The sequence below is a fragment of the Actinoplanes solisilvae genome, from assembly GCF_003999975.1.
Classification (GTDB): domain Bacteria; phylum Actinomycetota; class Actinomycetes; order Mycobacteriales; family Micromonosporaceae; genus Actinoplanes; species Actinoplanes solisilvae.
Genome location: NZ_RJAC01000025.1, coordinates 1 through 25,287, shown reverse-complemented (window position 1 = coordinate 25,287; position 25,287 = coordinate 1). Strand labels below are relative to the sequence as shown.

23 protein-coding genes are annotated in these 25,287 nt (G+C 69.2%); 13 read left to right on the top strand and 10 right to left on the bottom strand.

The features are described 5' to 3' along the window. The 6 genes from gcvPA (at window position 1) to EER30_RS38395 (ending at window position 5,831) form a co-directional block, all read left to right on the top strand. The gene (gene gcvPA / locus EER30_RS38420) at window positions 1-1,401 is read left to right on the top strand and encodes an aminomethyl-transferring glycine dehydrogenase subunit GcvPA (RefSeq protein ID WP_127506329.1); all 1,401 of its coding nucleotides are present in this window, start codon (window positions 1-3) and stop codon (window positions 1,399-1,401) included. After that, window positions 1,401-2,948, top strand: coding sequence for an aminomethyl-transferring glycine dehydrogenase subunit GcvPB (gcvPB, locus tag EER30_RS38415; protein WP_127506327.1), 1,548 nt, complete (start codon window positions 1,401-1,403; stop codon window positions 2,946-2,948). Before gcvPA ends, gcvPB begins: the two co-directional genes overlap by 1 nt. Window positions 2,949-3,125: 177 nt before the next feature. Further along, window positions 3,126-3,329 carry an SDR family NAD(P)-dependent oxidoreductase gene (locus tag EER30_RS38410; protein ID WP_127506325.1) on the top strand — a complete coding sequence of 68 codons (204 nt, stop codon included), beginning with the start codon at window positions 3,126-3,128 and terminating at the stop codon, window positions 3,327-3,329. A 33-nt stretch (window positions 3,330-3,362) separates the two neighbouring features. Further along, on the top strand, window positions 3,363-4,589 hold the full coding sequence (locus EER30_RS38405) for an MFS transporter (RefSeq protein WP_127506323.1): 1,227 nt from the start codon (window positions 3,363-3,365) through the stop codon (window positions 4,587-4,589). A 15-nt stretch (window positions 4,590-4,604) separates the two neighbouring features. After that, the gene (locus EER30_RS38400) at window positions 4,605-5,345 is read left to right on the top strand and encodes a MerR family transcriptional regulator (protein ID WP_127506321.1); all 741 of its coding nucleotides are present in this window, start codon (window positions 4,605-4,607) and stop codon (window positions 5,343-5,345) included. Between the two features lie 69 nt (window positions 5,346-5,414). Next, complete coding sequence (locus tag EER30_RS38395) at window positions 5,415-5,831, top strand: alpha/beta hydrolase family protein (protein WP_127506320.1); 417 nt, start codon at window positions 5,415-5,417, stop codon at window positions 5,829-5,831. A 62-nt stretch (window positions 5,832-5,893) separates the two neighbouring features. On the opposite strand, the gene EER30_RS38390 is transcribed toward EER30_RS38395, so the two are convergent. After that, entirely contained in the window at window positions 5,894-6,475 is a 582-nt protein-coding gene (locus EER30_RS38390; RefSeq protein ID WP_205650597.1) for a TIGR03086 family metal-binding protein, read from the bottom strand. 294 nt (window positions 6,476-6,769) lie between these two features. On the opposite strand from EER30_RS38390, the gene EER30_RS38385 reads away from it, so the two are divergent. After that, complete coding sequence (locus EER30_RS38385; RefSeq protein ID WP_164842635.1) at window positions 6,770-7,714, top strand: CPBP family intramembrane glutamic endopeptidase; 945 nt, start codon at window positions 6,770-6,772, stop codon at window positions 7,712-7,714. Between the two features lie 255 nt (window positions 7,715-7,969). On the opposite strand, the gene EER30_RS38380 is transcribed toward EER30_RS38385, so the two are convergent. Together EER30_RS38380 and EER30_RS38375 are read right to left on the bottom strand one after the other, a co-directional pair. After that, complete coding sequence (locus EER30_RS38380; protein ID WP_127506315.1) at window positions 7,970-8,215, bottom strand: HAD hydrolase family protein; 246 nt, start codon at window positions 8,213-8,215, stop codon at window positions 7,970-7,972. 70 nt (window positions 8,216-8,285) lie between these two features. Continuing rightward, window positions 8,286-11,033, bottom strand: a complete 2,748-nt coding sequence (locus EER30_RS38375; protein WP_240670564.1) for an ATP-binding protein — start codon at window positions 11,031-11,033, stop codon at window positions 8,286-8,288. A 227-nt stretch (window positions 11,034-11,260) separates the two neighbouring features. Between EER30_RS38375 and EER30_RS38370 the strand changes: the two genes are divergently transcribed. Next, the gene (locus tag EER30_RS38370; RefSeq protein WP_127506313.1) at window positions 11,261-12,091 is read left to right on the top strand and encodes an enoyl-CoA hydratase/isomerase family protein; all 831 of its coding nucleotides are present in this window, start codon (window positions 11,261-11,263) and stop codon (window positions 12,089-12,091) included. Window positions 12,092-12,195: 104 nt separating this feature from the next. On the opposite strand, the gene EER30_RS38365 is transcribed toward EER30_RS38370, so the two are convergent. The 3 genes from EER30_RS38365 to EER30_RS38355 form a co-directional block, all read right to left on the bottom strand. Then, on the bottom strand, window positions 12,196-13,173 hold the full coding sequence (locus EER30_RS38365) for a hypothetical protein (protein WP_127506311.1): 978 nt from the start codon (window positions 13,171-13,173) through the stop codon (window positions 12,196-12,198). A 1-nt stretch (window position 13,174) separates the two neighbouring features. Continuing rightward, window positions 13,175-13,687, bottom strand: coding sequence for a SigE family RNA polymerase sigma factor (locus tag EER30_RS38360; RefSeq protein ID WP_127506309.1), 513 nt, complete (start codon window positions 13,685-13,687; stop codon window positions 13,175-13,177). Window positions 13,688-14,031: 344 nt separating this feature from the next. Continuing rightward, the gene (locus EER30_RS38355) at window positions 14,032-14,649 is read right to left on the bottom strand and encodes a TetR/AcrR family transcriptional regulator (RefSeq protein WP_127506307.1); all 618 of its coding nucleotides are present in this window, start codon (window positions 14,647-14,649) and stop codon (window positions 14,032-14,034) included. Between the two features lie 109 nt (window positions 14,650-14,758). On the opposite strand from EER30_RS38355, the gene EER30_RS38350 reads away from it, so the two are divergent. From EER30_RS38350 to EER30_RS38340, 4 genes are all read left to right on the top strand, one after another. Then, window positions 14,759-15,526: an SDR family NAD(P)-dependent oxidoreductase gene (locus EER30_RS38350; RefSeq protein WP_127506305.1), complete on the top strand. Its 768-nt coding sequence runs from the start codon at window positions 14,759-14,761 to the stop codon at window positions 15,524-15,526. Window positions 15,527-15,846: 320 nt separating this feature from the next. Continuing rightward, a complete protein-coding gene (locus EER30_RS47575; protein WP_164842634.1) occupies window positions 15,847-16,008 on the top strand; it encodes a hypothetical protein in 162 nt (53 codons plus the stop codon). Between the two features lie 77 nt (window positions 16,009-16,085). Continuing rightward, on the top strand, window positions 16,086-16,397 hold the full coding sequence (locus tag EER30_RS47570) for a hypothetical protein (protein WP_164842633.1): 312 nt from the start codon (window positions 16,086-16,088) through the stop codon (window positions 16,395-16,397). A 184-nt stretch (window positions 16,398-16,581) separates the two neighbouring features. Further along, a complete protein-coding gene (locus EER30_RS38340; RefSeq protein WP_127506441.1) occupies window positions 16,582-17,568 on the top strand; it encodes an ice-binding family protein in 987 nt (328 codons plus the stop codon). Between the two features lie 115 nt (window positions 17,569-17,683). Here the strand turns inward: EER30_RS38340 and EER30_RS38335 are convergent, their stop codons facing one another. Continuing rightward, complete coding sequence (locus EER30_RS38335) at window positions 17,684-18,199, bottom strand: hypothetical protein (protein WP_127506303.1); 516 nt, start codon at window positions 18,197-18,199, stop codon at window positions 17,684-17,686. Window positions 18,200-18,810: 611 nt separating this feature from the next. After that, window positions 18,811-19,719, bottom strand: coding sequence for an NAD-dependent epimerase/dehydratase family protein (locus EER30_RS38330; RefSeq protein ID WP_127506301.1), 909 nt, complete (start codon window positions 19,717-19,719; stop codon window positions 18,811-18,813). Window positions 19,720-19,923: 204 nt separating this feature from the next. Here EER30_RS38330 and EER30_RS38325 point away from each other — a divergent pair, with 204 nt between their 5' ends. Then, the gene (locus EER30_RS38325; protein ID WP_127506299.1) at window positions 19,924-24,057 is read left to right on the top strand and encodes an NACHT and WD40 repeat domain-containing protein; all 4,134 of its coding nucleotides are present in this window, start codon (window positions 19,924-19,926) and stop codon (window positions 24,055-24,057) included. Here the strand turns inward: EER30_RS38325 and hisN are convergent. Together hisN and EER30_RS50100 are read right to left on the bottom strand one after the other, a co-directional pair. Beyond that, complete coding sequence (gene hisN / locus EER30_RS38320) at window positions 24,024-24,812, bottom strand: histidinol-phosphatase (RefSeq protein WP_127506297.1); 789 nt, start codon at window positions 24,810-24,812, stop codon at window positions 24,024-24,026. The genes EER30_RS38325 and hisN overlap by 34 nt on opposite strands. Window positions 24,813-25,153: 341 nt before the next feature. Continuing rightward, window positions 25,154-25,287, bottom strand: a 134-nt coding sequence (locus EER30_RS50100; protein WP_127506293.1) for a diguanylate cyclase domain-containing protein, incomplete at its 5' end; no start/stop codon positions are given.

Here is a 25,287-nt window from a genome sequence, read left to right as displayed (position 1 = left end):
ATGGGAGAGAACACGGCACATCCGTACATGGCCAACTCGGTGCCGACAATTCAGCGGGAGATGCTCGACGCGATCGGCGCCGACAGCATCGACCAGCTGTTCAGCCAGATCCCGGCCGACCACCGCACCGAGCGTCCGATCGACCTGCCGCCGGCGCTCAGCGAGAGCGCGCTCAGCCGGCACCTCATCGGCATCCTGGCGAAGAACCGGACCGTCGAGCAGAACCTCAACTTCCTCGGCGCGGGCAGCTGGCAACATCACGTTCCCGCCGCCTGCGACGAGGTGGTGCGCCGTAACGAGTGGCTCACCTCCGTCTTCGGCGAACCCAGCTCCGACCACGGCCGCAACCAGGCGTGGTTCGAATTCTGCAGCCAGCTGGCCGAGCTCGTCGATCTGGACATGGTCGGCCTCCCGGTGCGCAGCTGGGGAACCGCGGCCGGTTACGCGCTGCGGATGGCCTCGCGCCTGACCGGGCGCAACGAGGTCGCGGTCGTCCGGGCCATCGACCCCGAGCGGCTCTCGGTGATCCGCAACTACTGCGAGCCGGTCGAGATGGCCAACCACATCGGCGTACGCCTGGTCGACTACGACCCGGCCACCGGCTTGATGAACCTGGACGACCTGCGCGCCGCGGTCGGCGACCAGACGGCCGCCGTCTATTTCGAGACGCCCTCCTATCTCGGCGTGATCGAGAATCAGGGTGCCGCCATCGCCGAGATCGCCCACGCGGCGGGCGCCGAGTTGATCGTCGGGGTCGACCCCATCTCGCTCGGCGTGCTCGCCGCACCCGCCGATTACGGCGCGGACATCGTCGTCGGCACCATCCAGCCCCTCGGCGTCCATCTCAACACCGGCGGCGGGGTCGGCGGCTTCATCGCCACCCGCGACGACGAGCGCTACGCCCACCAGTATCCGACGCTGCTCATCAGCATCGCCGAGACGATCGAGCCCGGCGAGTACGGGTTCGGCTTGAGCCTGTTCGAGCAGACCTCGTATGGCCTGCGCGACAAGGGCAACGACTGGACCGGTCATTCGGTCTACATGTGGGCGATCGCCGCCGCCACCTACATGGCGCTGATGGGCCCGAGAGGTTTCGAGGACATCGGCGGCGTCATCCTGCAGCGGGCGCATCACGCGGCGCGGCAACTGGCCGAGATCGAAGGCGTACGCGTCATCTTCCCCTCGGGCTTCTTCAAGGAGTTCGTCGTCAACTTCGACGGCACCGGCCGGGACGTCGGCGAGATCAACGAATCGCTGCGGGAGCAAGGCATCTTCGGCGGCAAGGACCTGTCACGAGAATTCCCCGAACTGGGCGCGAGCGCTCTGTACTGCGTCACCGAGATCCACACCTTGAACGACATCGAGCGCCTGGTCGAAGCGCTCAGGAAGGCGATCGCGTGATGAGCATCGAACCGAAGGAATATCAGGCGCCGGTCTGGCACGAGCCGGTCATCCACCAGATGGGCGCCGCGGGCCGGCGCGGGGTGCTGTTCAACCGGGTAGAGAAAGAGGTCGAGGCCGCCGTCGAACCGGCCGAGAGCCTGATCCCGGACGGTGTGCGCCGCCGCAGTCGGCCGGCCCTGCCGGAGCTCTCCGAGCCGGAGGTGCTCTATCACTATCTGCGCCTGTCGCAGCAGACGCTCGGCATGATGGGTATCAGTCTGTTCGGCACCTGCACGATGAAATACAACCCGGCGGTCAACGAGGCGATCGCCTGGCGGCCCGAGATCACCGAGGTGCATCCTCTCCAGCACGAGGACACCCTGCAGGGCACACTGGAGATCGTCCACCGGATGGACCTGATCCTCCGAGAGGTCTCCGGAATGGATCAGTTCGTCTTCCAGGCGGGCGGCGGCGCCGAGGCGGCGTACGTCAACTGCGCCGTGACGCGCGGCTATCACGCCGCCCGAGGCGAGCTCGAACAGCGCGACGAGATCATCACCACGATCCAGACCCATCCCTCCAGCGCCGCGACGGCGGCCGCGGCGGGGTTCAAGGTCGTCACGCTGATGCTCGACGAGAACGGCTATCCGTCGCTGGACGCGCTGAAGGCCGCGGTCTCGAACCGGACCGCCGGCCTGATGGTCAACAACCCCGACGACATGGGCGTCTACAACCCGGAGATGAAGGAGTGGGTGCGCATCGTCCACGAGGCCGGCGGCCTCGCCTTCCACGACAGCGCCAACTTCAACGGCATCATCGGAAAGCTCCGCCCGCGCGAGATCGGCTTCGACGCCTGCATGTTCATGCTCCACAAGACGTTCGGAGCGCCCAAGAGCGGCGTCGGCGGACCAGCGGTCGGCGCCTACGGCTGCTCCGCCGAGCTCGCGCCGTTCCTCCCGTCGCCGCTGGTCGCCTTCGACGGCAGCCGGTACCACCTCGACTACGACCGGCCGCAGAGCATCGGCAAGATCCGCGAGTTCTGGGGCAACGTGCCGGTGGTGGTGAAGGCGTACGCCTGGTCGCTGGCGATGGGTGCCGAGGGAATGGCGCAGGTGTCCGACCTCTCCGTGCTGGCCAACAACTACATGGAGAAGGGCCTGCTCGCCATTCGAGGGGTGACCCGGTCCCATCCCGAGGCGACGTCGCCGCGCCTGGAGATGACCCGCTACAGCCTGCAGACGCTCAAGGAGGAAACCGGGGTCGACATCCACGACGTCCAGAACCGGATGACCGATTTCGGCATCGACGCGCCGTGGACCAGCCATGAACCCTGGCTGATCCCCGAGCCGTTCACGCCGGAAGCCGGCGAGATGTGGGGCCGGGAGGCGCTCGACAGCTGGATCGCCGTCCTCAAGAAGGTCTCCGACGAGGCCTACTCGAATCCGGAACACGTCAAGGCGGCCCCGCACAGGCAAGCGGTTCACCGCCTGAAGCCCGGCGCGACCGACGACCCGGCCACCAGAGCCATGACATGGCGCGCTCACCAGCGGAAGACAGCTCGCTAGCCCTTCGGAAGCAGCTGTCGAACCGTGAAGCCTCGCGACCCCGGGAACGGCCGGGATCGCGAGGCTTCACGTCGTGGGGATCGCGTTCTCGATGAATCCGGCCGGTGAACGAAACCCGAGCATCGTGCGTTGTAGGGCGGACGCCATCGAAGTCGACCTAGTTCAGAAAGCTCAGGCATGAGATACCTCGTCACAGGAACCTCCAGCGGCATCGGCCGAGCGACGGCTCTGCGGCTCGCCGGACGCGGACACCACGTCCTGGCCGGAGTACGCGACACAGCGGACGCTCCCCCACACCCGCTGATCCGGCCAGTCATCATCGATGTCACCGACCGCGAGCAGATCGCTGCGGCGGCGCGGGAGATCTGGACCAGGGCTTGACCCCGACGCGACGTCACAGTTTGCAATGGCTGCATGAACCGCGCGTCCTCGGCGTACCTCGCGTCCTACGTCCTGTCCATGCTGGGCAACTCCATCGCCGGAGTGGTCCTGCCCCTGCTCGTTCTCCAAACCACCGGCAGTGTGCTCGCCACCGGGGCCGTCGCCGTCGCCTCGGCGCTGCCGGCGGCCCTCGCGGGGCTGCTGATGGGCGTGGTGATCGACAAGATCAACCGGCGTACGGCCTCGGTGATCACCGATGTGATCTCGGCGCTCTCGATCGCCGCTCTGCCTTTGGTGGACACGACCGTCGGGCTCGCGCTGGGCTGGTTCGTGCTGTTCGCGGTGATCGGCTCGTTCGGCGACGTGCCCGGACTGACCGCCCGCGAGGCGATGATCCCGGGCATCGTTCGGGCCGGGGGGATCAGCACCGGGCGGCTGCTCGGATTGCGCGAGGCACTCGGTGCGACGGTCATGCTGATCGGGCCGGCAGCCGGGGCGGTGCTGATCGCGGCCTTCGACGGCGTCACCGTTTTGTGGGTCACCGCCGCGACTTCGGCGGCGGCCGCGGCGGTCACCATGCTCATCCCGCGCCGGTCCGGCGTGATCCTGGCCACCGACACCGGGGCGAGCCCGCGGCCGGTGGTGTTGCGCGACGGCTGGCACACGCTGCGCCGCTCGCCCTTTCTGTTGACCACCACGCTTCTCAGCGTCGGTCTGGTCATGGTGTTGGCCGGCTTCCAAGCGCTGGTCCTGCCGGTCCACTTCACCCTCCAGCAACGGCCCGAAATGCTCGGCCTGGTGCTCAGCGCGCTCGCCGTCGGCCTGCTGATCGGCGGCGGGACATTCGCGGCGGCCTGCGGCCGGGGCCGCCGGCGTACCTGGTTCGTGACCGGGATGCTGATCACGATCGCCGGATTCGGCACGATGGCGGCGCTGGCCGACCCTTGGCTCGTGCTGGGCGCGGCGGCTCTGGTGGGGCTGGGCAACGGGTTGTTCAGCAGCCTGATCGGCGTCCTCATGGTCGAGCGGATTCCGGACGCGATGCGCGGGCGGGTGATGAGTCTGCAGAACTCGTTCCTCACCCTCGCCCCGGCGGCCGGCATGGGCGGCGCCGCGATTCTTGTCGCCGAGGGCGGCGCTCGCGCCGGCGCGGTCGTCCTCGCGGTTGTCTGGCTGGTCGTGGGCGTCGTCGCGATCGGCGCGCGGGCGCTGCGCGACCTGGAGCCACGGCCCGCGCCCGAGGCCGAGCTCGTAGGCTGAACGGCGGGAGGTGGGATGAACAGCGGTGAGATCGCCCGGCTGGCCGGTGTCAGCGTCCGCACCCTGCGGCACTACCACCAGGTCGGGGTGCTGCCCGAGCCGGCGCGACGAGCGAACGGCTACCGCGAGTACACGGTGCGCGACCTGGTGCTGCTGCTGCGTATCCGGCGGTTGGCCGAACTCGGCATCTCCCTCGACGAGATCCGTCCGATGCTGCGGGCGACCGGGCGGGCCGACGCGGTACTCGACGATCTCGACCGGGAACTGGCCACTCAGATCGAGCAGCTCACCGCCCGTCGCGAGGTGATCGCCCAGCTGCGCGCCGCCGGAACGAGGCCGGATCTGCCGCCCGAGCTGGCCGGATTGCTGGCGAGCGTCGACAGCGACGGTCCGGGCCTGCCCCCGGAGCTGCGCGAGTACGACCGTGAGGTGATGCTGCTGCTGCACCACCGCCTGGACGATGAGGGCCGGGTCGGGCTGACCGGCCTGCTCAGACGGGTGACCTCGCCGGACTTGCTGGAAGTCGTCACCGCGCTGAGCGCGCGGTTCGCCGCACTCGGGCCGGACACCGCGGACGATGAGATCGACCAGTTGGTGGCCGACTACCACGTCGCGCTGGACCACCTGACCTATGACGGATGGAAGGAAGTGGATTTCCGGACCGGGACGCTGCTCACGTCATACCAGGAAATGGTTTTCAATGACGCCCAGCGTGCGTTCCTCGCCCGGCTGGCCGGTACAACCCGGGGCGAATAACGCGGTACGCCATTGCCCGTGCAGAGCGACAGTCACCGGCGACCACATCGGTAGTCCACCACCGAGTAGGTGCTCAGCGCCGTCCATGCCGACGACCAGCAACTTCTTCGCCGATGCGGCGGCCTAGGCCGGGCCGGCGTCACCGACATCGACCTGCTCCAGGCGATCAGGTATTACCGCACCGACCGCGGCCACAACGAGCACTCGACGAACCGCCGCCTGTCCCGCGGCGACGCCCTGCTGCTCGGCTTCGACGCCTACCACCTGGTCGATCAGCTCATGACCCAGCCGCTTCAGCTCGTCCTGGCCGAGCACATCGACGGGACCGGCTTCGACGAGTCCGCCCGGCGGCTCTGGGAAATAGCGCCCAACCCCGTCGACCGCATGGTCATCAAGGGCACCCGCCACTACGAGATGTACGACGAACCCGAGTACGTCGACACCGCCGTCGAACGGCTCGCGGGCTTCTACATGCGTCACCTCTGACCAGGCTCCGTTGTGTTACCTCCCCGCAACCGCACTGGGACGTCGGGTTCCGACGGCGGCCCTTACCGACGGGTTGCCGGCAGCCAACCTGGGTCACGGCCGGCGAAAGCAACGACCCGTTCCATCGGAGAAGCGTCGGGCGAGACCGCGTGCTCCGGGCCGAACGCCATGCCGGGGCCACGCCACTCCGGCTTGATCGTCGCCCGGTAGAAGGCGAGTGCTCGCTCGGCGGTCGCCTCGTCCGGGTTCCAGGGCAGACCAGCCGCGACGGCTAGGTCCCAGCCGTGAGTGATCACCTCGATCAGCAGCATGTCCAGGACCACGGAGCCGGGGAACGCTCCACCGAGGTGAGGCACGTTCACGATGCTCGTCTCGACCCCGGCCGCCAGCGCGGATCGCAGAGTCGCCGAAAGCCGCGCGATGACGGCTTCAAGCTGGTCGGGCCCCGAGTACGCGTGCGGGTCTGCTCCTCGCTCTTCCGCGGCGGGGTCGCCGAAGGCGGAATCGAAGTAGATGAGACCGCCGGTGAGGTGCTGCCGCAGTCGCCGCACATCGAACCCGCCGGACGGAGTCGGCAGTGCGTACTGCTCGGCGGTGGTGCCCGCCGCAACCCGGGCCAAGTCATCAAGCAAGGTCAGAATCACGCGGGCATTCGACACCCTGTTCCGGCAACAGGGTCAAGGTCGCGGGAACAGCGGTCGAGTGCCGTCAGCGCCACCGGTCGATCTTTCGCGGCCCACGACCTCGACACCTGGGCGCGCTTGACTGTGTGCCCAGCACACGGTGTGGGGTGATCACATGACGACATCGACGTTCAGCACTGTTGTCTGCGCCGCGGAAAGGCGGCGCAGGACTGGCTCCTCAGCGATACCGGTTCTCCCCTCGATCGTCGTGGCCGCCGCGTTCGAACCCGTTCCGGTGAGCGCTGAACGATGACCGTGAACACCAGCGAGGGTCAGGCTGACCGCGACGCCGCGCGGGCGCTCCCGGGCACCCTTCCCGACCGCCCCTTCGGCGTCCACTTCCGCATGGCGCGGTGGAAGTCACTCATCGTTCTCGTCGCGATCCCGGCGACGCTTCTGCTCGTCCAGGTCATCGTCTTCCAGGGGGTCGTGGCGATTGAGGGGCCGGCCGATCCGAACAGGCCCTCCCTCACGCCGCTCTCAATCGCCGCGACCGGCATCAGCACCGCCATCACCGCCGTACTCATGACGATGCTGGTGGCGGCCATGGCCAAGGTGTCGTGGCGGGCCGTGTTCCGCCACACCCGAGCCTTCGATCGGCGCCGTGTCGGCATCTATTTGCTGGGGTCGGCCGTTCTTGTGGGCCTGACTCTTCTCGCGACTCTGCTGATCGCACCGGAGTCAACGGGATGGGGCTCGTTCGCCGTCGGGGCGACCACCATCGCCATCATCCTCGTCACCCTCGTCGCGACCCCACTGCAGTCCGCAGGCGAAGAAATCGCGTTCCGCGGAGCGCTCATCCCAGCCGCCGGCTCCTGGTTCCGCAACGCCCGCCTCGCCATCGCCTTCGCCATCCTCGTCTCCGGCGCGCTCTTCGCGCTGGTCCATGTGTCGCTGGACCCGTGGCTCGTCAGCTATCTGATCGTCTTCTCGGCATGCACGGCCGCTATGGGTCTCATCAGCGGCGGCCTGGAAGCCGCCATGGCCTTCCATGTCTCGAACAATGTGATCGCCGGCATCGTGAACCCCCTGTTCACCGGGGGTGAGGCGACCACACTCAACCGTGCCGTGGGTGCGGGCCCCGGCGCCAATCTCATTATCCTGATGGTAATGAATGTATTGGTGGTCGTCATGGTCTGGCTGGTAGAACGCGCGAAGCGCTCGCAAGCGCGTGAAAACGCGCCCGAGTCGGCGCGCTGACACCGCCAAGGCGCGCAAAGCACCTGCTTACGCGTCCCGCGGTCGCTTCGCCGGTCAGCCTGCCGCCGCCCTGGACCGCATAGGCCAGTCAACGGGGTGGACCTTGTGCCGTTCCCTACCCTGGCTCCGGGCGAACGCCTGTGACGTGAACAGCTGCGGACCGTCGACGCACACCGTTCCCCGGCCGGCGACACCATCGGTTTGCCCGTCCCTACTGGCTCGCTGGAGCAGCCAAGGCGGCCGACGTCCAGGAGATCACACCTGGCTCAGCAGCGTACGGCCGACCCGATATGCCTCGACCAGGTCGTCACCCTGATATTCGGCAGCGGCCAAACCGGTCAGATGCCGGTCGGCGTTGATCGCGACGGTCGCGGTGAGATGACGGAAGAGTGGCGCGTCCGACATGGAATCGCCGTAGGCGACACATCGAGACAGATCAAGGCCATACCGGCCCAGCATCTGGTCGACGACCTCGACTTTGTGCTCCGGAGTAAGAATCATCTCCGGATCAACGGGGGCCGCAGTGGCTGTCCGCGATCAGGACCCTTCCCGGGCTCGTCGTCCACCCGGTTCAGGGGAGCCGCAGCTCCGCGAGCTGCCGCCGGGAGGTGATGCCGAGCTTGCGGAAAATGCTGCGCAGGTGGGCTTCGACCGTGCGCGGGCTGAGGAACAGCTGCGATGCGACCTCACGGGAGGTTGCCCCGGTGGCCACCAGTCGCGCAATACGCGCTTCCTGGGCAGTAAGCGCGTCGGTCGGCTGGGCGCCTCGCTTGCGAGGATGCTCACCGGTGGCGCGGAGCTCCTGTGCGGCACGTCGGGCGTACGCCTCCGCACCCATGTCCGACAGCAGCCGGTGGGCCGTGCGGAGCTCTTCGCGGGCATCCTGCCGACGGCCCTCACGGCGCAGCCACTCGCCGTACACCAGGTGCGCGCGGGCCAGGTGGGTGACCATACGACAGCTGCCCAGCCGCTCGATCGCCTCACGGTAGTGAGCCTCGGCGCTCGGCCCCGTGCTGACCAGGGCGCGTGAGCGCGCCGCCATCCCGAGCGCCCATTGGGTGCCGCTCGCAGCGGCCCTCGACTCCAGCGTGTCGAGTGCGGCTGCAGCGCGCTCGGGCTGGTCGGCCCGGACGGCCGCCTCGACCAGTTCTGGAAGCGCGAGGCTGCTGTGAGCCAGCTCGTCGAGCTCGATCAGTCGATTCGCCGCGGCGCATGCTCTGTCGAAATTGCCCAGCCCGTTGTGCAGGTACGCGAGCGCTAGGTCGGCGCTACTGACGGCCAGACCCTCGCCGCCCGCCGTCGCTCTCTCGACCGTGGTCGCGACGAGCTCGGTCGTACCCGGTTGCGTACCGCGCCAGGCGGCCAACGAGAGCCTTGAGTTAGGGAGCGGCGGGGCCGCCGTTGCCCGCGTGATCTCATCCTCTTCTGCGAACAACTCAGCAGCCCGGCCGAGTTCACCGGTGAGTACGAGCAGCAAGGCCAGGGCATTGAGTGCGGAGGGAAGTGTTGCGAGCGCACCAGCCTCGCGGGCGAGCCGGACGGCGCGCGTGGCCAGTACGTAGATCGCCTCGTCGTCCCACAACATGGCCCCGACGTGGCAGGCCAGCCAGACCCAGCGGCCATCGTCTTCGGATCGGGAGTCGTCGTTGACGAGCGACTCAAGGGCCTGCTGCAGCTTGGGAACGCTTGCCTCGTAACCTCGCGTGAACCTGGTGGACAACCCGTCCAGAAGCAGATCGACCGGCCGCGACGACGTCGTCGTCGGCGGCACCGCCCGCTGTGCGGCCACGGCTACCTCGCGCAGGTAGTGAACGGGCGCGAAGCGGCCGACATGGAACGACGCCTCGATCGCCTCGACGTAGGCCTCGCGGGCCAACGGTGCGTCAAGCGGGACGAGCGTGCCGGCGGCGTCGAGCAGCAGTCCCGGCACGTGGCTGCCGCGGGTCAGGCGGAAAGCGATCCGGGCGCGCAGCAGCTCGCCTCGGGCCTTCTGCAAGGCATCCAGCGACCCGGCGGCCGCGACGGTCAGCAGGTCCAGGGCTGCATCGGTCGAGCCGGCGTCATGCGCTGCGTAGGCGGCCTCCAGGGCCCGTGCTGCCCGGGTGGTCGGGTCCGGGGTGAGTTCGGCCGCACGCTGCAGGAACGCGGCTGCGGCGGCCAGCCCGCCCCGGGCGCGAGCCCGGTCGGCCGAGCGCTCCAGGTCGGCGGCGGCGTCCTCGTCGGGACCCAGCGCAGCTTGTGCTCGGTGCCAGGCGCGGCGGTCCGGGTAGCGCGGATCCGTGGCTGCGGCCAGCGCGCCGTGCGCGCGACGTTTGTCCGGCGACGTGGCCGCCTGGTAGACCGCCGAGCGCACCAGCGGGTGGCGGAAGCGGACCCGGGTGTCGATCTCAAGCAACCCGGCTTGCTCCGCGGGTGCGGCCGCCTCGGGGGCGATGCCCAGGTGGGTGACGGCGCGCCACAGTAGCGCCGCCTCGCCGGTCGGGTCAGCGGCGGCGACCAGGAGCAGGAGCTGGGTCTCGACCGGCAGCCCGGCCGAGCGGCGCCGGAAGCTCTCCTCGACCCGGTGAGGAACCTTGAACACGTCCGGTAGCTCGAACCCGCCGGCCAGTCCGGTCAGCTGTGCGTTGTTCGGCAGCTCGAGCAGGGCCAGGGGGTTGCCGCGGGCCTCGGCGACGATCTGGTCGCGGACACCCTCATCCAGCGGTTCACGGACCGCGGCGGCCAGTAGCGCCAACGCGTCGGCGTCGCCGAGGCCGTCCAGGCGCAGCTCGGGTAGCCCGCCGAACGGATCGACCGCGCCCGCGTCCGTATCGGGGTCACGCACGCCGAACAGCAGTGCCACCCGCTCGGCGGACACCCGTCGCGCCACGAACGCCAGGACCTGAGCAGACGCCTCGTCCAACCATTGCGCGTCGTCGACCAGACACAGCAGCGGTTCCTCCTCGGCGACCTCGGCCACCAGGGTAAGGGTCGCCAACCCCACCAGGTAGCGGTCTGGGGTGGGGCCGGATCGTAGCCCGAACGCCACGCCCAGCGCGGCCTGCTGGGGGCTGGGCAGCTCATGAAGACGGCCCAGCAGCGGGCTGCACAGCTGGTGCAGACCGGCGAACGCGAACTGAGCCTCGGCCTCCGCCCCCGCGCAGGACTCCACCCGGAAGCCTGATGACAGGGCGGCATCGTGGGCCTGCTCCAACAGCGCCGTCTTCCCGATGCCCGCCTCCCCGCGTACCACCAGCACCCCGCTGTTCCCGACCCGAGCCCGCGCGAGCACCCGCTCGAGCGCCCCACGCTCCGCGCGCCGCCCCACGAAATCGCTCAAGGTCGCTCAACTCCCAGGTCAGACGGCACCAGGTGATTCTCACCGACGCGAACCACCAACTGCCATATCTAATCCGCTTCTCCCCTTGTCGCCGTCGCGCGAGCCACCGCCGGCTGGACTGTGTCGCGGGAACACGCTTTTTACTCGTCGGACGAGTGTCGTGGGTGTGATCAGCTGCGTCCGGTCCCGGCGCCAGGGCCCCTGCACCAAGAACGATCGAAGTCACTGTGAGCAACGACGAGAAATACCAGGCCCTTCGGGTGACCTTCGACGAGGGCGTCGCCCGGGTCGTGATCGACAACCCGCCGGTCAACGTGCTCGGCGCCGCCCTCATGCTCGAACTTCGCGACCTGCTCACCGTGCTCAAAGACGACGACACCGTACGGGTGATCGTGTTCGAGAGCGCCGACCCGGAGTTCTTCATCGCCCACGTCGACATGTCCGGCACCGCCGAGGCCTTCGCACCGCTCGCGGCCGGCCTTCCGGACGGCGTCAACGTCTTCCAGGCCCTGGGTGAGCAGCTACGGAACCAGCCGCAGGTGACCATCGTCAAGCTCGCCGGCCTGGCCCGCGGGGGCGGGGCCGAGTTCGTCGCCGCCGCCGACGTGAGCTTCGCCGCGATCGGCCGCGCCGGACTCGGCCAGGTCGAGGCGCTGATGGGCATCGTGCCCGGCGGTGGGGCCACGCAGTATGTCCGCGCCCGCATGAGCCGTAACCGCGCCCTGGAAGTCGTGCTGGGCGCGGACCTGTTCGACGCGGAGACGGCTGAGCGGTACGGCTGGGTCAACCGGGCGTTGCCGGCTGACGAGCTCGACCCGTTCGTCGACCGCCTCGCCCGTAATATCGCCGCGCTGCCCGACGGGGTGATCGCCGCGGCCAAGAAGGCCATCGTCGCCGACGACCTGGCCGAGGGCCTCGTGCGCGAGGATGCCGCCTGGGCGGGCCTGTTCGCCCGCCCCGCCGCCATGCAGCTGATCAGCGGCGGGGTCACCCACGGCGCCCAGACCCGTGAGGGCGAGCGGGACCTCGAAGCCCTGCTTCGCGGCCTGAAGGATTAGCGCAACGGCGCGAGACGCGATTGGGGGGCTTCGGCGTGCGGTTGCCGATGCGGCAAGGCCGCACCCGAGGTTGTGCCTCGGGTGCGGCCTTGACCCGGTGGTGATCAGAACTTGGCGGCGGCGACGTCCGCGAGCGTCACCCGGGACACCGTGTAGGTGACGGTGACGAAGGTGTTGGTGTACTTGACCGGCATGCCGGTCTCGGCGTCGACGACCACGCTCTCGGGGCTGTCGACGGCCGGGGCGCCGGCGGTCAGGGTGAGCACCTTCCGGCCGTCGAGGGTGCCCTCCTCGATCGCGATCTCGGGCATCTGGTCGAGCAGTCGCAGCACCCCGGCGCGGACGGCCGGGTCGCCGGCACCGTCGCGCAGCGCATCCATCGAGGTGTTCCACACCCAGTTGTCGGTGCGGTTGACCGGAACCCCCTTGGCGCCCGAGACCTTTTTCTTGATCTTGCCTTCCTCCGAGAGCGGCTTGACGGCGCCCGGAGACTCGATCGGCACCGGGTTGTCACCCGTGTGGTAGGCGCGTGCCATCCGCTTACGGGCCTCGTTCAGGTCGCCCTTGGCCGCCAGCCTCGCCGCGGCGACCGCCCGCTTACGGCCGGCCTCGTCCGCCTTGTCCATCTGCGATCGGCCATTCTTGACCCGGGCCGGGAGTCCGGCGCGGGTCGTGGCGAAGAAGTAGTCACCGTTGTCGGCGTACAGGTCCCAGTCGTCGACCTTCTTGCCGTCGGTGAAGACCTGGTTGCGCGAGATCAGTGTCGCGTCGCCCTCGGTCTGCGTGAGCGTGGTGAGGTGGCCGACCAGGCGCACCACCGGAGGCTGCTCGGCGGTCACGGACGAGCCCGGGGCGGCGAGGTTGGGCGACGGGGACGGGACGCCGGTGCCACCGCCGGCGAGAGCCACCGCCGTGACCGCGGCGGCGGCGAAGGTGCCGCCGGCCGTGGCGCGCCAGGCGATCCGGCGCCGGCTCATCTGCTTTCCGCGGGCCAGGATCTCGTCGATCTGCGGCGAGTACGACGGGTCGGAGCGGAAGCCCTGCAGCGCCGTGGTGAGGCGATCCTCGGTGTCGTGAGACATGTCAGTACTCTTCCTTCAGGACGGACTTCAGCTTGATCAACGCGCGGCTCGTCTGGCTCTTGACGGTGCCCTCACTGCACCCGAGGGTCGCGGCGGTCTCCCGCTCGCTCAGTCCCTCGAGAAACCGCAGGACGACGGTGGCTCGCTGCCGAGCCGGGAGCGACTGCAACGCTTGCAGCAGTTCGGCCCGGTTCACCACGCTGTCGGCCATGTCGGCTACCGCCGGATCCGGCACCCGGGTGCCGGATTCCACAACGTGTTTCCGATTCCGGCGCCAGCCGCGCCGCGACTCGTTGATCAGGATGCGACGTACGTACGCAGACGGGCTGTCGGCCCGGTGAACCTTGCGCCATTGGCTGTAGGCCTTGGCCAGAGTCTCCTGGACGAGGTCGTCGGCCAGATACCAGTCACCGCTCAACAGATAGGCGGTGCGGTGCAGCGAATCGGCGATGCCCTGGACGAAGACGCGGAACTCCTGCTCCACGCCGTGCGTCTCGGACGCTCGGTGGCTCATAGCGGTCGTCACACCAGGTAAGACCCTCTTACTGACGAAGACGTTGTCAGCGAACCCAAAACTTTCTCGACGGACGCGAACCACTCACCGCTGCTCTTCGGCCGCCGTCCGCCCTCGTGGGGACGCGTGTGCTGCCGGGACAGAGGCAAGGCGCGGTGACGTTTGACTGTGTTCCAGCCACACGGTGTTGGCTGTAACGACCGAGAAAGCCACTTCGGAATCGCCGAACTCGGGAAGGACTGATCCGATGAAGGCCGTTGTGCTTGTCCGCTTCGAAGCGGCCGATGGATTCGGGCTCAGCCGCGCCGAGTGTCCGGTGCTGAGGCCCCCACCGAATCAGTCGGTCAATCGGCTGGTGCCGGTGATGGTGCCGGCCAGGCGGCCATGGCCAGTTCCGCGGTATCGGTGAGCTCCGCCGCCGTGGCGCCATCCCGGGCACGCTGGGACATGCCATGCATGACGGCGGTGAAGTATGCGGCCAGCTTGCGGGGATCGGCGGTCGCCGGTATCTCGCCCTCCTGCTGAGCGGTCGTCAAGCGCTTCTCGAAGGTGTCGACGTTGGCGTTGCGCAGATCACGCATGTAAACGGCGACATCGATGTCGGCCGCGGCCGCGCTGCAGAGCAGGTTTCCGGCCGGGGTCTCCGGGTCGGTGTACATCGCCGCCGCGTCGAGCAGGATGCGGTGGAAAGCAGCGAAGGCCGTGGGCTCCCTCGCCATCGCGGCCCAGATGAATTCTCCGGCCGGGGAACGGCCGTACGCCTCGACGACCTCGTTGAACAAGGACCTCTTGTCCCCGAAGGCCGCGTAGAGGCTGCCGGCCCGGATGCCCATCTCCCGGGTCAGGTCGTGGATCGAGGTCGCCTCGTACCCGTTCTGCCAGAACAGGCGGGTGGCGGCGGCCAGCGCGGCCGCCCGATCGAAGGTCGGCGGCCGGCCGCGCCGCACTTCCGGTGTGCCCATGCACCCATTCTAGAGCGATCGTTCAAGAGCAGGCGAACCATTTGTTGGTCGATCACTCAAGAAGCGTGTACGGTTCCTCTTGAGCGATCGTCCAACAAAGGAGCGGGACATGTCAGGAGCACTGCGGAACAAGGTGGCCGTCGTCACCGGCGGCAGTCACGGGATCGGCCGGGCGACCGTCGAGCGGTTCGCCCAGGACGGGGCGACGGTCGCCGTCGCCTACGGCCACGACGAGGCGGCGGCCCGCGACACGGTGGACCGCATTCGCAAAGATGGCGGACGTGCCTTCGCCGTTCACACCGAGCTGGGCACACCCGGCGACGCGGCTCGTTTCTGGGAGACCTTCGACGAGGCCGGCCGGGAGTTCGTGCCCGACGGGAAGATCGACATCCTCGTCCACAACGCCGGCGCCGGAAACTTCGCCCGGCTGGCCGACCTCACCGAGGACGCGTACGACAAGGTGATGGCCGTGAACGTGAAGGCGCCGTTCTTCATCACGAAGCTCGCGCTGCCGCGACTGCGCGACGGCGGCCGGATCATCAACGTCTCCAGCACCGCGGCCAGGGTCGGAAGCCCGGATCTGCTGGTCTACGGCGTCAGCAAGGCGGCGCTGAACTGGTTCACCTACGACATGGCGGTGGATCTGGGGCCGCGCGGCATCACCGTCAACGCGGTGGCGCCCGGCATCACGATGACCCGGCAGAGCGATTACCTGGTCGACAATCCGGAACTCGTGGCACAGCAGACGGCGCGCGTCGCCCTCGGCCGGCTCGGCCAGACGGACGACGTGGTCGGCATCATCGCCTTCCTCGCCTCCGACGAGGGACGCTGGGTCACCGGCCAGGTCATCGACGCTTCGGGCGGCACCGCGCTCTGAACAGTCCACCCGGCCGGATCGTCCAGCCACGGGTACGGACTCGAAGCCTTCGGCGGTGTCGGCCGGTGCGCCATCGCGCAGAAGGACGCGATGTCGGCGCGGTCTCTCCGGCTCCTCGAGCAGACCGAGCCGGTGATAGCGCCGGCTCGTGTCGGCGGTGGTGCCGGCGAGATCGGCCGGCTGCTGGGTGCTCCAGGCAGGGCAACCCCCTGGATCACACCGGCCACATGCCGGGCGATCCTGACCGGGAAACTGGCCCACACGATTCCACGGGAACGGAAACCGAGGCGGTTCGGGCGGGGAAGGTGACATGTGGCGACATGGGTGACTACCCGGCCGATCTGCACATGTTGCTGGAGAAAAGCTCGGCGGTGCTTCCGCCATCAGCGGCGATGACGGAAGCACTCGCTCAGACGCAGATCTTCACCCAGCTCGAGGATTGTGCTTGCCGACTGGGGCTGGCCGAGTCCGAAGGCCGGTAGCGGCCGGCTCCGGAACAAGCTCGAGCGCTTTGGCCCGCAAGGGACGGCCGTCTGCGGTGATGTTCTCGATCCGCGGCTTGCCGAGCACGCGCAACTGCCCGCGTCTGGGCGGCGTCCACTTCCGCCTCGCCGACCTCGACGGAGCCGAACTCGGCGAGGCGGTCACCCGCTACCAGGTCGGTCAGCCACACGTCGCTGGGCCGGCGGGGCAGCCAGCGGGTCAGGACACGCTGGCCGGGGCCACGCCACCATCCGGCGCCGGTCCGCGGGCGGCGCGGCAGGTGCTGGACGACGAACCGCGAGGGGGTGGCCTGGCCGCCGTCGCATCGTCGCCGCGCTGCCGCCCCTCCCGGCCTGTTTCTCGGAGTCTGGGCTTACTTATTACCTGAAATGGGCTGAAAAATGTTATCAGCGTGAAAAGGTACGGATCAGTACCGCATTTGTGCACCGGCGCGTACTTGTCTCGGCCTCGCGGAAGGACCCAAAGAAGGGCACGGCGTGACACTTCAACACCGGAGTTACCGTTGGCGCGCCGGCGTCGGATCCGTCGCCGCGGCCGCCACCCTGGGCCTGATGCTCCTCCTGATTCCCGGGCCTGCGGACGCGGCCGAGAATCCGGTCGACCTGAACACCGCTGCCGACTTCTCAGTGCTCGCCGGGGCGACGGTCACCAATACCGGCGCCACGACCCTTGCGCAGGGTCTCGGCGTCCATCCAGGCACCGCGGCCCCCGGCTTTCCACCCGGAACCGTGGCCGGGGAGACCCATCTCGCCGACGGCGTCGCTCTGCAGGCCAAGAACGACCTCACCGCCGCGTACACCGACGCCGCCGGCCGGACACCGTTCACCAACCTTGCGTCAGAGCTGGGCGGCAGGACACTGATCCCCGGCGTATATCGGCTCGGTGCCGCTCAGCTGACCGGGGAGCTGACGCTCGATTCGCAGAACGACACCGCGGCAGTGTTCGTCTTCCAGGTCTCCTCCACGTTGATCACGGCGTCGAACAGCAACGTGGCCTTCCTCAACGGCGCCTCCCCGTGCAACGTGTTCTGGCAGGTCACCAGCTCGGCCACGCTGGGCACGAACAGCGACTTCGTCGGCAACATCATGGCGCTGTCCTCGATCACCATGAACACCGGCGCCGACCTGGTCGGCCGCGCCTTAGCCCGCAACGGCGCGGTCACGCTCGACGACAACGACATCACCACGCCCTTGTGCGCCGCCGCCACCAGCCCGCCCGGGTCGTCGGCCGCATCCTCGCCCGCATCCTCGCCCGCATCCTCGCCCGCATCCTCGCCCGCATCCTCGCCCGCATCCTCGCCCGGGTCACCTGGCGCACCGCCCGCAGCGAGCGCACCAACCGGACCTCCCGCCGGCGGTCCACCGATCGGAGTGCCGCCTCGCACGTCGACGCCAACCTCCACCGACACCCCCTCCGGGGGCCCGCCGCGGCTACCGACCACCGGTATCGGACTGGTGCCTGCACTGTCGGCTATCGGTGTCGGCCTGGTTGCTCTAGGCGTTGTGATCCTGCTCCGGTATCGAAAGCGATATCCGTGACTCGGCGGGACCGCGGGTGTCGGCTCGGGTGGCCAATGAGCGATCCTGTCCCTGACGCACGGCAGCAGCCATCAGTTCGGGTGAGTGCCGGTGTCACGGGCGGATGACCCGGGTGTCACCAGTGGATCGCCGCGTTGGTGCGCGGGTGCGCGTAGGGACCCTTGCTCAGCCACGCCTTCGTCCACCGCAGGCCTGCTCTGCTGCAGTGCTTCTTGACGTTCGTGCCGTGCTTGTCGACCCCGCTGAACGCCGACGCGACGCAGTCCGCCCAGGTCTCGACAGAGGTGACGCCCTGGGGGAATCCTGTCGGTGCGGCTCCGTAGACCACCTGACTGCCGTAGTAGAAAGCGATGTGGTGACCAAACTCGTGCGCCATGGTGTGCCGCAACAGAGGCGCCGGCTTGGCGGCATGGAAGCGGCTTACCCAGATTCCCATGCGGTAGGCGGAGGTGCTCGATTTCCCGGAGATCAGCCTGGTGGCCCGGGCATTGGGGATGGCGTTGCGCCATGCGCCCGGGACGACCGACTGCAGGGCGCTATTGGCCCGCGACGTTGACGCGGTGGCGGCCGAGGCCGGCGAGCCCACGCTGACCGTGGTGACGGTGAGGGCAGCGACCACGAGGGCGAACATCGTGGTGAACTTTCTAATTGCAGAGATGTCGAACTCCCGGTGGCCGCGGTGGTGAGGGTTACAGATTGTCACCATTGACGGCAGCGGTGGCGATTACTCACTGTGACATTAGGCCCAACACTGAGCGTCACGTCTAAAACACCGAGGGTCATCGTCCGACAGGCGAATCCTTTGCGGGGCAAGCGAAGCAGAAAGCCGGCGCAGAACCAGGGGTCCAGCGACAGGCAGGTACGCCCGCGAACTCGCCGCGGAGATAACTCGCTGTGTCATCTTGCGACCCTTACTCAGCGGCACTGGCACCCCGCCCCGGTCGGTTCCGGCGGACGTCCATCCCCTCCGCCGCCGGGGCGAGCGGGGGACGCGTCGGGGTTGCGTGTTCGCTCGGCGGCGCGGCCCGGCTGCGTCAGTTATGGAACGGTCGTTCTTGACTGATCGTTCCGATCGTCTTGATCGTGGGCGACCGAGGGGATTCGACGTCGAGACAGTGACGGCCGCGGACACCGTGCTGATGCGGTCACCCGTGTACGCCAGGGCCCACTTGCGGCTGTCACTCGAGCTCACCTCGGTAAGCCGATCCCCCGCGTACGTGAAGGTCGTGAGCCGCAACGCCGTCAGGGCCCGAACGTCTCCTCGATGGCTTCGGTGAGCGGTTGTCCCGACGCTGGTTCGATGAACAGGTCGGCTAATAGCAGGTCGGGAAGGTGTCTCAGATCGGTCCCCGATTCCCGGCCGCTCAGCGCCTGTAACGTCCCCGCCAGCCCGAGTGACGCGCGCACCGCGACGGCCGGCAGGCGCACGGCCCGCCGGGGACGGCCGGCCGCCGCGGCGATCCGGGTGATCATCTCGGACCAGGCCAGGTTCTCGTCGGCTACCGGAATGTCCTGGCCGCTGCCGCTCTCGAGCGCGTCCGCCGCGACCTCGGCGACGCGCCGCGCCGACGTGGCCGCGGTCCCGCCGGGCGGGGCGACCAGCGGCGAACGAGACATTACCCAGCGGCTCAGGGCAGGCGCCCAGTTCGGCAGGCGTTCGCCGGCCCGGCCGAACACGAACGGCAGCTCCAGGACAGCGACCGGCAGACCGGGGCCGGCCGCCACCCGCGCCTCCTGGGCCTGGTCCACCCGGCAACGGACATAGACGTGCCGTTCCGGAAGGCGCCACTGCGGATGCAACCGGTCGAAGTACGTGTAATAGGAGCCCATGATGACGCCGCGGGTCAGACCCTCGTCGCGGGCCGCGCCGAACAGACGTACCACCGGCTCCACCATGTCGTGGCGGAAGACCGGATGAATGGGACGGCGCAGCGGCCGTTGCTCGTCCGTACGAGCGGCGAAGACCACGCCGTCGTGCCCGGCCAGCAACGTCCGCAGCTGCTCGACCGAAGCAGATCCGAGGTCGACGCGGTGGTCAAGCCCGTGCGCGGCGGAGCGGGCCACGCTGGTCACCGCGTGGCCACGCTCGCGCAGGACCTTCCCGACATGGAATCCGACGAGGCCACTTGCTCCGACGACGAGAATACGCATGCGGCATCGTCCACCAAGGACTCCTCCATCTGTCAACCCGGGCTGCCGCCCGAGCCCCTCAAGGGACCTGCGGCCTGCTGGGTGCCGCGATCGAGATCGCTGCCTTGGGTGGCGAGGCCCGCGCACGGGGACGCGGCAGCGTCACTCGCCATCTCCGGCGCCACGGCGATTCCGTTCGGGTGTCGCGGGCGTCATGCTGGTCGTGTGTCGACGGGCCGCCGCATATTCCTTGTTGCCGGGTTCGCGCTGCTGCTCGTGAGCATCGGCCTGGCCTGGCGGCTGCTTGGTCTGGCGGCTGCGGACCAGGTCGCCAGCGTACTCGGACTGATACTGGCCGTGGCTCTGGCGATGCCCCTGTTCGAGCGAATGGCGAAGGATCGAAAGCCCTCGGCGGCGACACCGGCCGACCAGTTGGTGTCCCGAGCCATCGAAACAATCATGTCGCGCCACCCGGGCTGCACGGTACGACCGCTGCCCGGTGGCCACGGTGCTGGTCTCGCGTTCCTGTTCGTCACGTCGACGACCCGCGCCGGGCGACTGGACATCGTGGAGGAAACCCTGATCGGCGTGTGCGAGTACACCGCAACCGAGACCGAGCTCGACCGGGTGCTGGCCGTCAAGCGCCGCGACTACCCGGCCGCGGGGATCGCCGCGATACTGCTGTACGGCGGCGAACCGGCGAGCGCGCACCTGCGCCGCACGGCTGCGGTCGAGGGCGTACACCTGATGAGTTTCATCGAATACAAGATCGGGTTCGACCTGCGGCCGTTCGCCGCCGCCCAGCACCGCGACCTCGACCACGACCACGACCCGCGCTACCAGACCCGGTTCTACGTGCCGCAGCGTTATCAGGAGATCGACACAGCCCCGCAGGGCGAGTCCGGCCCCGCCCGCGAGGATCTCCTCGGCCAGTTGCTGGGCTGGCTGGACGATCTCAACGGCCCGTTCGTGGTGGTGCTCGCCCCGTTCGGCTATGGCAAGAGCTTCCTCCTGAGCGAGGCCGCCCGTCGCATGCATGCCCGAGACGACGGCGTCGTGCCGGTGTTGGTGCAATTACGCGACCTGACGCGGACCCGTCCGGTCGAGGAGCTGCTCACCCAGCAGATCAACCGGTACGCCGAGCCGCGCATCACCGTCGGAGCGGCGCGAAACCTCCTGCTGTACGGGCGGATCGCCTTGCTGGCCGACGGTTTCGACGAGCTGGTGACGCGGGTCGGCTACATCGACGCCGCCGATCACCTCCAGGCCCTCGCCGAGGTCGCCCAGGGCCGGGCGAAGATCGTCGTCACCGCCCGCGACGAGTATTTCCTGACCGACCGGCGCGGCATGACCGGACTCGGTGAGCGCCTCAACGCCATCCCGGACCGGCGCGTGGCGCGGCTGGCCGACTTCGACGAGTCACAGATCCACACGTTCCTCGCCCAGCGGCTCGGCAGCGACCAGGCCGCAGGCCGGAGGCTTGCCCTGCTGCGCGAGGTGGAGGATCTCCGCGCGCTCGCCGCCAACCCGCGGATGCTCGATTTCATCGCCGACATCAGCGAGACCCGGCTACGCGCCGCCGGCGGCGCGTCGGGAGCCGCCCTCTACCGCGAGGTACTCCACCAGTGGCTCGACGGCGAGCACCGGCGCCTCGCCCGGGCCGGCCCGGCGCCGCCCACCCCTGAGCAGCTCTGGGAGGAGGTGGGCGACCTGGCCGAGCGCGTCTGGACGTCACCGGACCGCGCCCTGGGCCCCGACGAGCTCACGGGTGCGAACAGCCTGCTGGTCCGTGGCCTCGACGGACGGTACCGCTTCGTACATCAGTCTGTTCTGGAGTGGATCGTCGCGGAACGGGCATGCCGGCAGCTCGCCGACGGCGACCTCATGCCGACAGCGCTGCGCAACGAGACGCCGCGCCTGCTGCTCGGATTTGTCCGCGGGCTAGCCGGTGCCGAACCGGCTCGCCGGTGGGCCGAGCGGGTTCTCCGGGATCGGGCAGCGACGGCGGGCGCGGTGATGAACGCGGTCGAGATGCTCAAGGGTCTCGGGCTGCGGGCGGCGGACTCGGCACAGTTCGCCGGCAAGCAACTGCCGGGAGAGGACCTCTCCGGGCAGCAGTGGCGTGGGGCGGACGCGGCCCGCGCCAATCTCGCCGAGGCCAACCTGACCGGATCCGACCTGACGGACGCCAACCTGACCGGTACCGACCTCGTGCGGGCACGGCTGGACCGGACGATCCTGCGCGGTGCCATCCTGCGGCACGCGGACCTCACGGGCGCCCGTCTGCTGGGCGCCGACCTGACCGGCGCCGACCTGACCTCAGCTCGTGCCCGCCGGGCCGCCTTCGCGGGGGCCGCGGTCACGCCCGCCCAGTTGGACGGCCTCGACATGCACGGTGCCGCCGGCCCGGCCGACCTGCCGCAACCGCAGTTCCGGCCGTCGGCGGCGGCCCGGTCCACGGCAATCGTCGTCGCGGACGACCTGCTGGCGGAGGGCAGCTCGGACGGAACCGTACGTCTGTGGGACGCGGAAGCCGGTCAGCTGCTCCGGGTCATCGCCGCGCACACCGCGACGGTGCACTCGGTGGCCTTCCTCGCCGGTGGCCGCCGGCTGGTCAGCGGCGGAGGTGACGGACGAGTCCGCCTGTGGAACACCGCCACCGGGGAACCGGACGGTGAGCTCGAGGCCGGCTCAGGTCCGGTTCACGCGGTGGCGGTCGCGCCGGACGGGACCACCATCGCCGCGGCGGAACGGCACGGCATGATCTGGGCCTGGAACGCGGCGACGGGTGCGCGGCTGCTCGCCGTGCCGTCCGGATCCGGCGCCGTCTGGTCGGTGGCGCTGTCGCGAACCGGACATCTCGCGGCCGGCTGCACCGACGGTGCGGTGCGCCTCTGGCACGCGGACGGCACCCTCGCCCACGTGCTGCCGTGCAGCACAGGGCCTGTCTGGGCGGTCGCGTTCAGTCCCGACGGCGGCACGATCGTCGGTGGCGGAGTGGGCGGTGCCCTTCGTCGCTGGCACACCGCGGACGGCGCGGAGCAGCCCGCCATGCGTACGAGTGGTCCGGCGATCTGGTCTGCGATTTTCGCCGACAACGGAGATCTGGCCACCGGCGCGGACGACGGCAAGGTCACGCTGTGGCCGTCCGGTCGTGAGCTCGCCGGTCACAACGGACCGGTCATGTCGCTCGCCTTCGGGCCGCACGGCCGGTGGCTTCTCAGCGACGACGGCACGCTGCGCAAATGGCACGTCGACGAGGGGCGGTTGTTGCGACACCTCACAGGCGGCAACACACCCGTACGCGCTCTGCGCTTCGCCGGCGACGGTCTTCTGGCCACCGGCGACGACCTCGGCGTCATCCGGCTCTGGACGCTGCCGTGTGCCCGCCAGATCCAGTACATGCAGGGCCACACCGGTTCGATCCGTGCCCTCGCGCTCTCGTCCGACGGGCAGTGGCTGGCGATAGCCGGCGGCAAGGTCACCGTCGTCGACACCACAACCAGTCAGCTCGTCGGCGAATACTCCGACTACGTCGGCCCGGTCCGGGCGGTGGCGTTCGCTCCCGACGGTGGCCGGCTTGTCTCCGGCAGCAGCCAGGTCCGGGTGACCGACCTGGCCACCGGCCGCACCACCGACCTGGGCGGGCACACCGGCTCCGTCCGCGCCCTCGCCTGGTCGGCGGACGGGGTACACATCGCCAGCAGCGGCGACGACCAGGCCGTACGGATCTGGGACGCGGTCACCGGCGAGCATCGGCGCGACCTGGACCATCGAGGCGGTTCGGTACGCGCCGTCGCGTTCACGCCGGACGGTCGTCTGCTCGCCACCGGAGGCGACCATATCCGCCTATGGGATCTGGCCACGGGCGACTTGGCCGCCGAGGCCCCAGGACACGGTTCCTCGGTGAACGCACTCGCGCATTCCGCCGACGGTCGATGGCTGGCCAGCGTTGGTGCCGACGCCGTCGTCCGGCTGTGGGACGCGCGCACCGCGGCGCCCGTCGCCGCGCTCGACGGCCACAGCGGCTGGTCCTCCGCGGTGACGTTCCTGGCTGACGAGGACTGGCTTGCCACGGCCGGCGACGACGGCACGATCCGGATCTGGAACATCCGGCGCCGTCGGTGCGAGGCGACGCTGATCTCGCTGACCGGCCGCGGCTGGGCGGCGATCGCCACCGACCACACCTATAAGGTCGAAGGCGTCACGACGGGCGAGTTCTGGCTGGTGGCCGGCCTGTGCCGGTTTGAGCCCGGCGAAATCGACCCCTATCTGCCCGTCGTCAACCGGGTCGACATCGAGACGACCCTCCTGGCCGGCTGGCCTCAGGCCGCGAGCCGCCGCAGCACCTCGTCGTGAACGCGGCCGTTGGTCGCGACCGCGTTGCCACCGTCCGGACCCGGCTGCCCCGCCAGGTCGGTGAAACGCCCGCCCGCCTCCACGACGATCGGGACCAGGGCCGCTAGGTCCCACACGGCCAGCTCAAGCTCGACCATGATGTCCAGGGCTCCTTCGGCCAGCAGCACGTAGCCGTAGAAGTCGCCGTATGCCCGGCTGCGCCACGTGTCACGCATGAGTTGAAGCATCGGGTCCAGCTTGCCGATACGCTCCCACTCGGGCAGCGAGGAGTAACAGAAGGAAGCATCCTCCAGCCGCTCCACCTGAGACACCGAAATTCGTGCCGGAGGACCGGCCCGCCGGTCGACGTACGCCCCGGCGCCCTCGGAGCCCCACCAGCGTCGCCCCAGCGCCGGCGCTGAGACCACCCCGACCACGGGATTGCCGTCCTCGACCAGCGCGATGAGCGTCGCCCACACCGGCACGCCGCGCACGTAGTTCTTCGTGCCATCGATCGGGTCGATCACCCAGCAGCGCGAGCTGCTGCCGCCACCGACGACGCCACCTTCCTCACCGAGCACGAGATCGTCCGGCTTCAGCCGCGACAGGACAGTGCGCAGAGCGACCTCCACCGCGGTGTCCGCGTCGGACACCGGCGTGAGGTCGGGTTTGGACCTGACCTGCAGGTCGAGCGCCAGGAAACGGCTCATCGAAAGAGCATCGGCGGTGTCGGCCAGACTCTGGGCCAGGGCTAGGTCGGCGGCATACCCGGACATGAACACAGGCTAGTCCCCGCGCTGACTAGCCATCAGCCCGAAACGGCGATCCGGCGGTCACCGAGATCGTGGCCAGCGCAACCAAAGCAGCCTGCCCCCATCGCTGAGGAACACCACTCATCCCGCCCGACAACCACCCGCACCACGAGCGCTGATGCGAGGCTGCGGCCTCACCTGACATGCACGGAAGGCGGTGCCGAAACTACCGGCAACGTCAGGTATCAGAACTGACGGAATCCTCGGTTCTGGTTGGGCGGCGGTGGACACTCGATGAGGACACCTCAATCGCGGTCTGGTTCCTCGGCAGTTATCCGGGCGCGGGACGCCGCTGGCGTCGGTGGTCAGACCCCCGACAGTGCGTAGTGGTTCTTGCCGGCGGCTTTGGCGGTGTACATCGCTTCGTCGGCGTTTCGGATGGTGGTGTCGGCGGTGTCGCCGTCCCGATAGAGGGCGATACCGGCGCTGGCCGTGACGT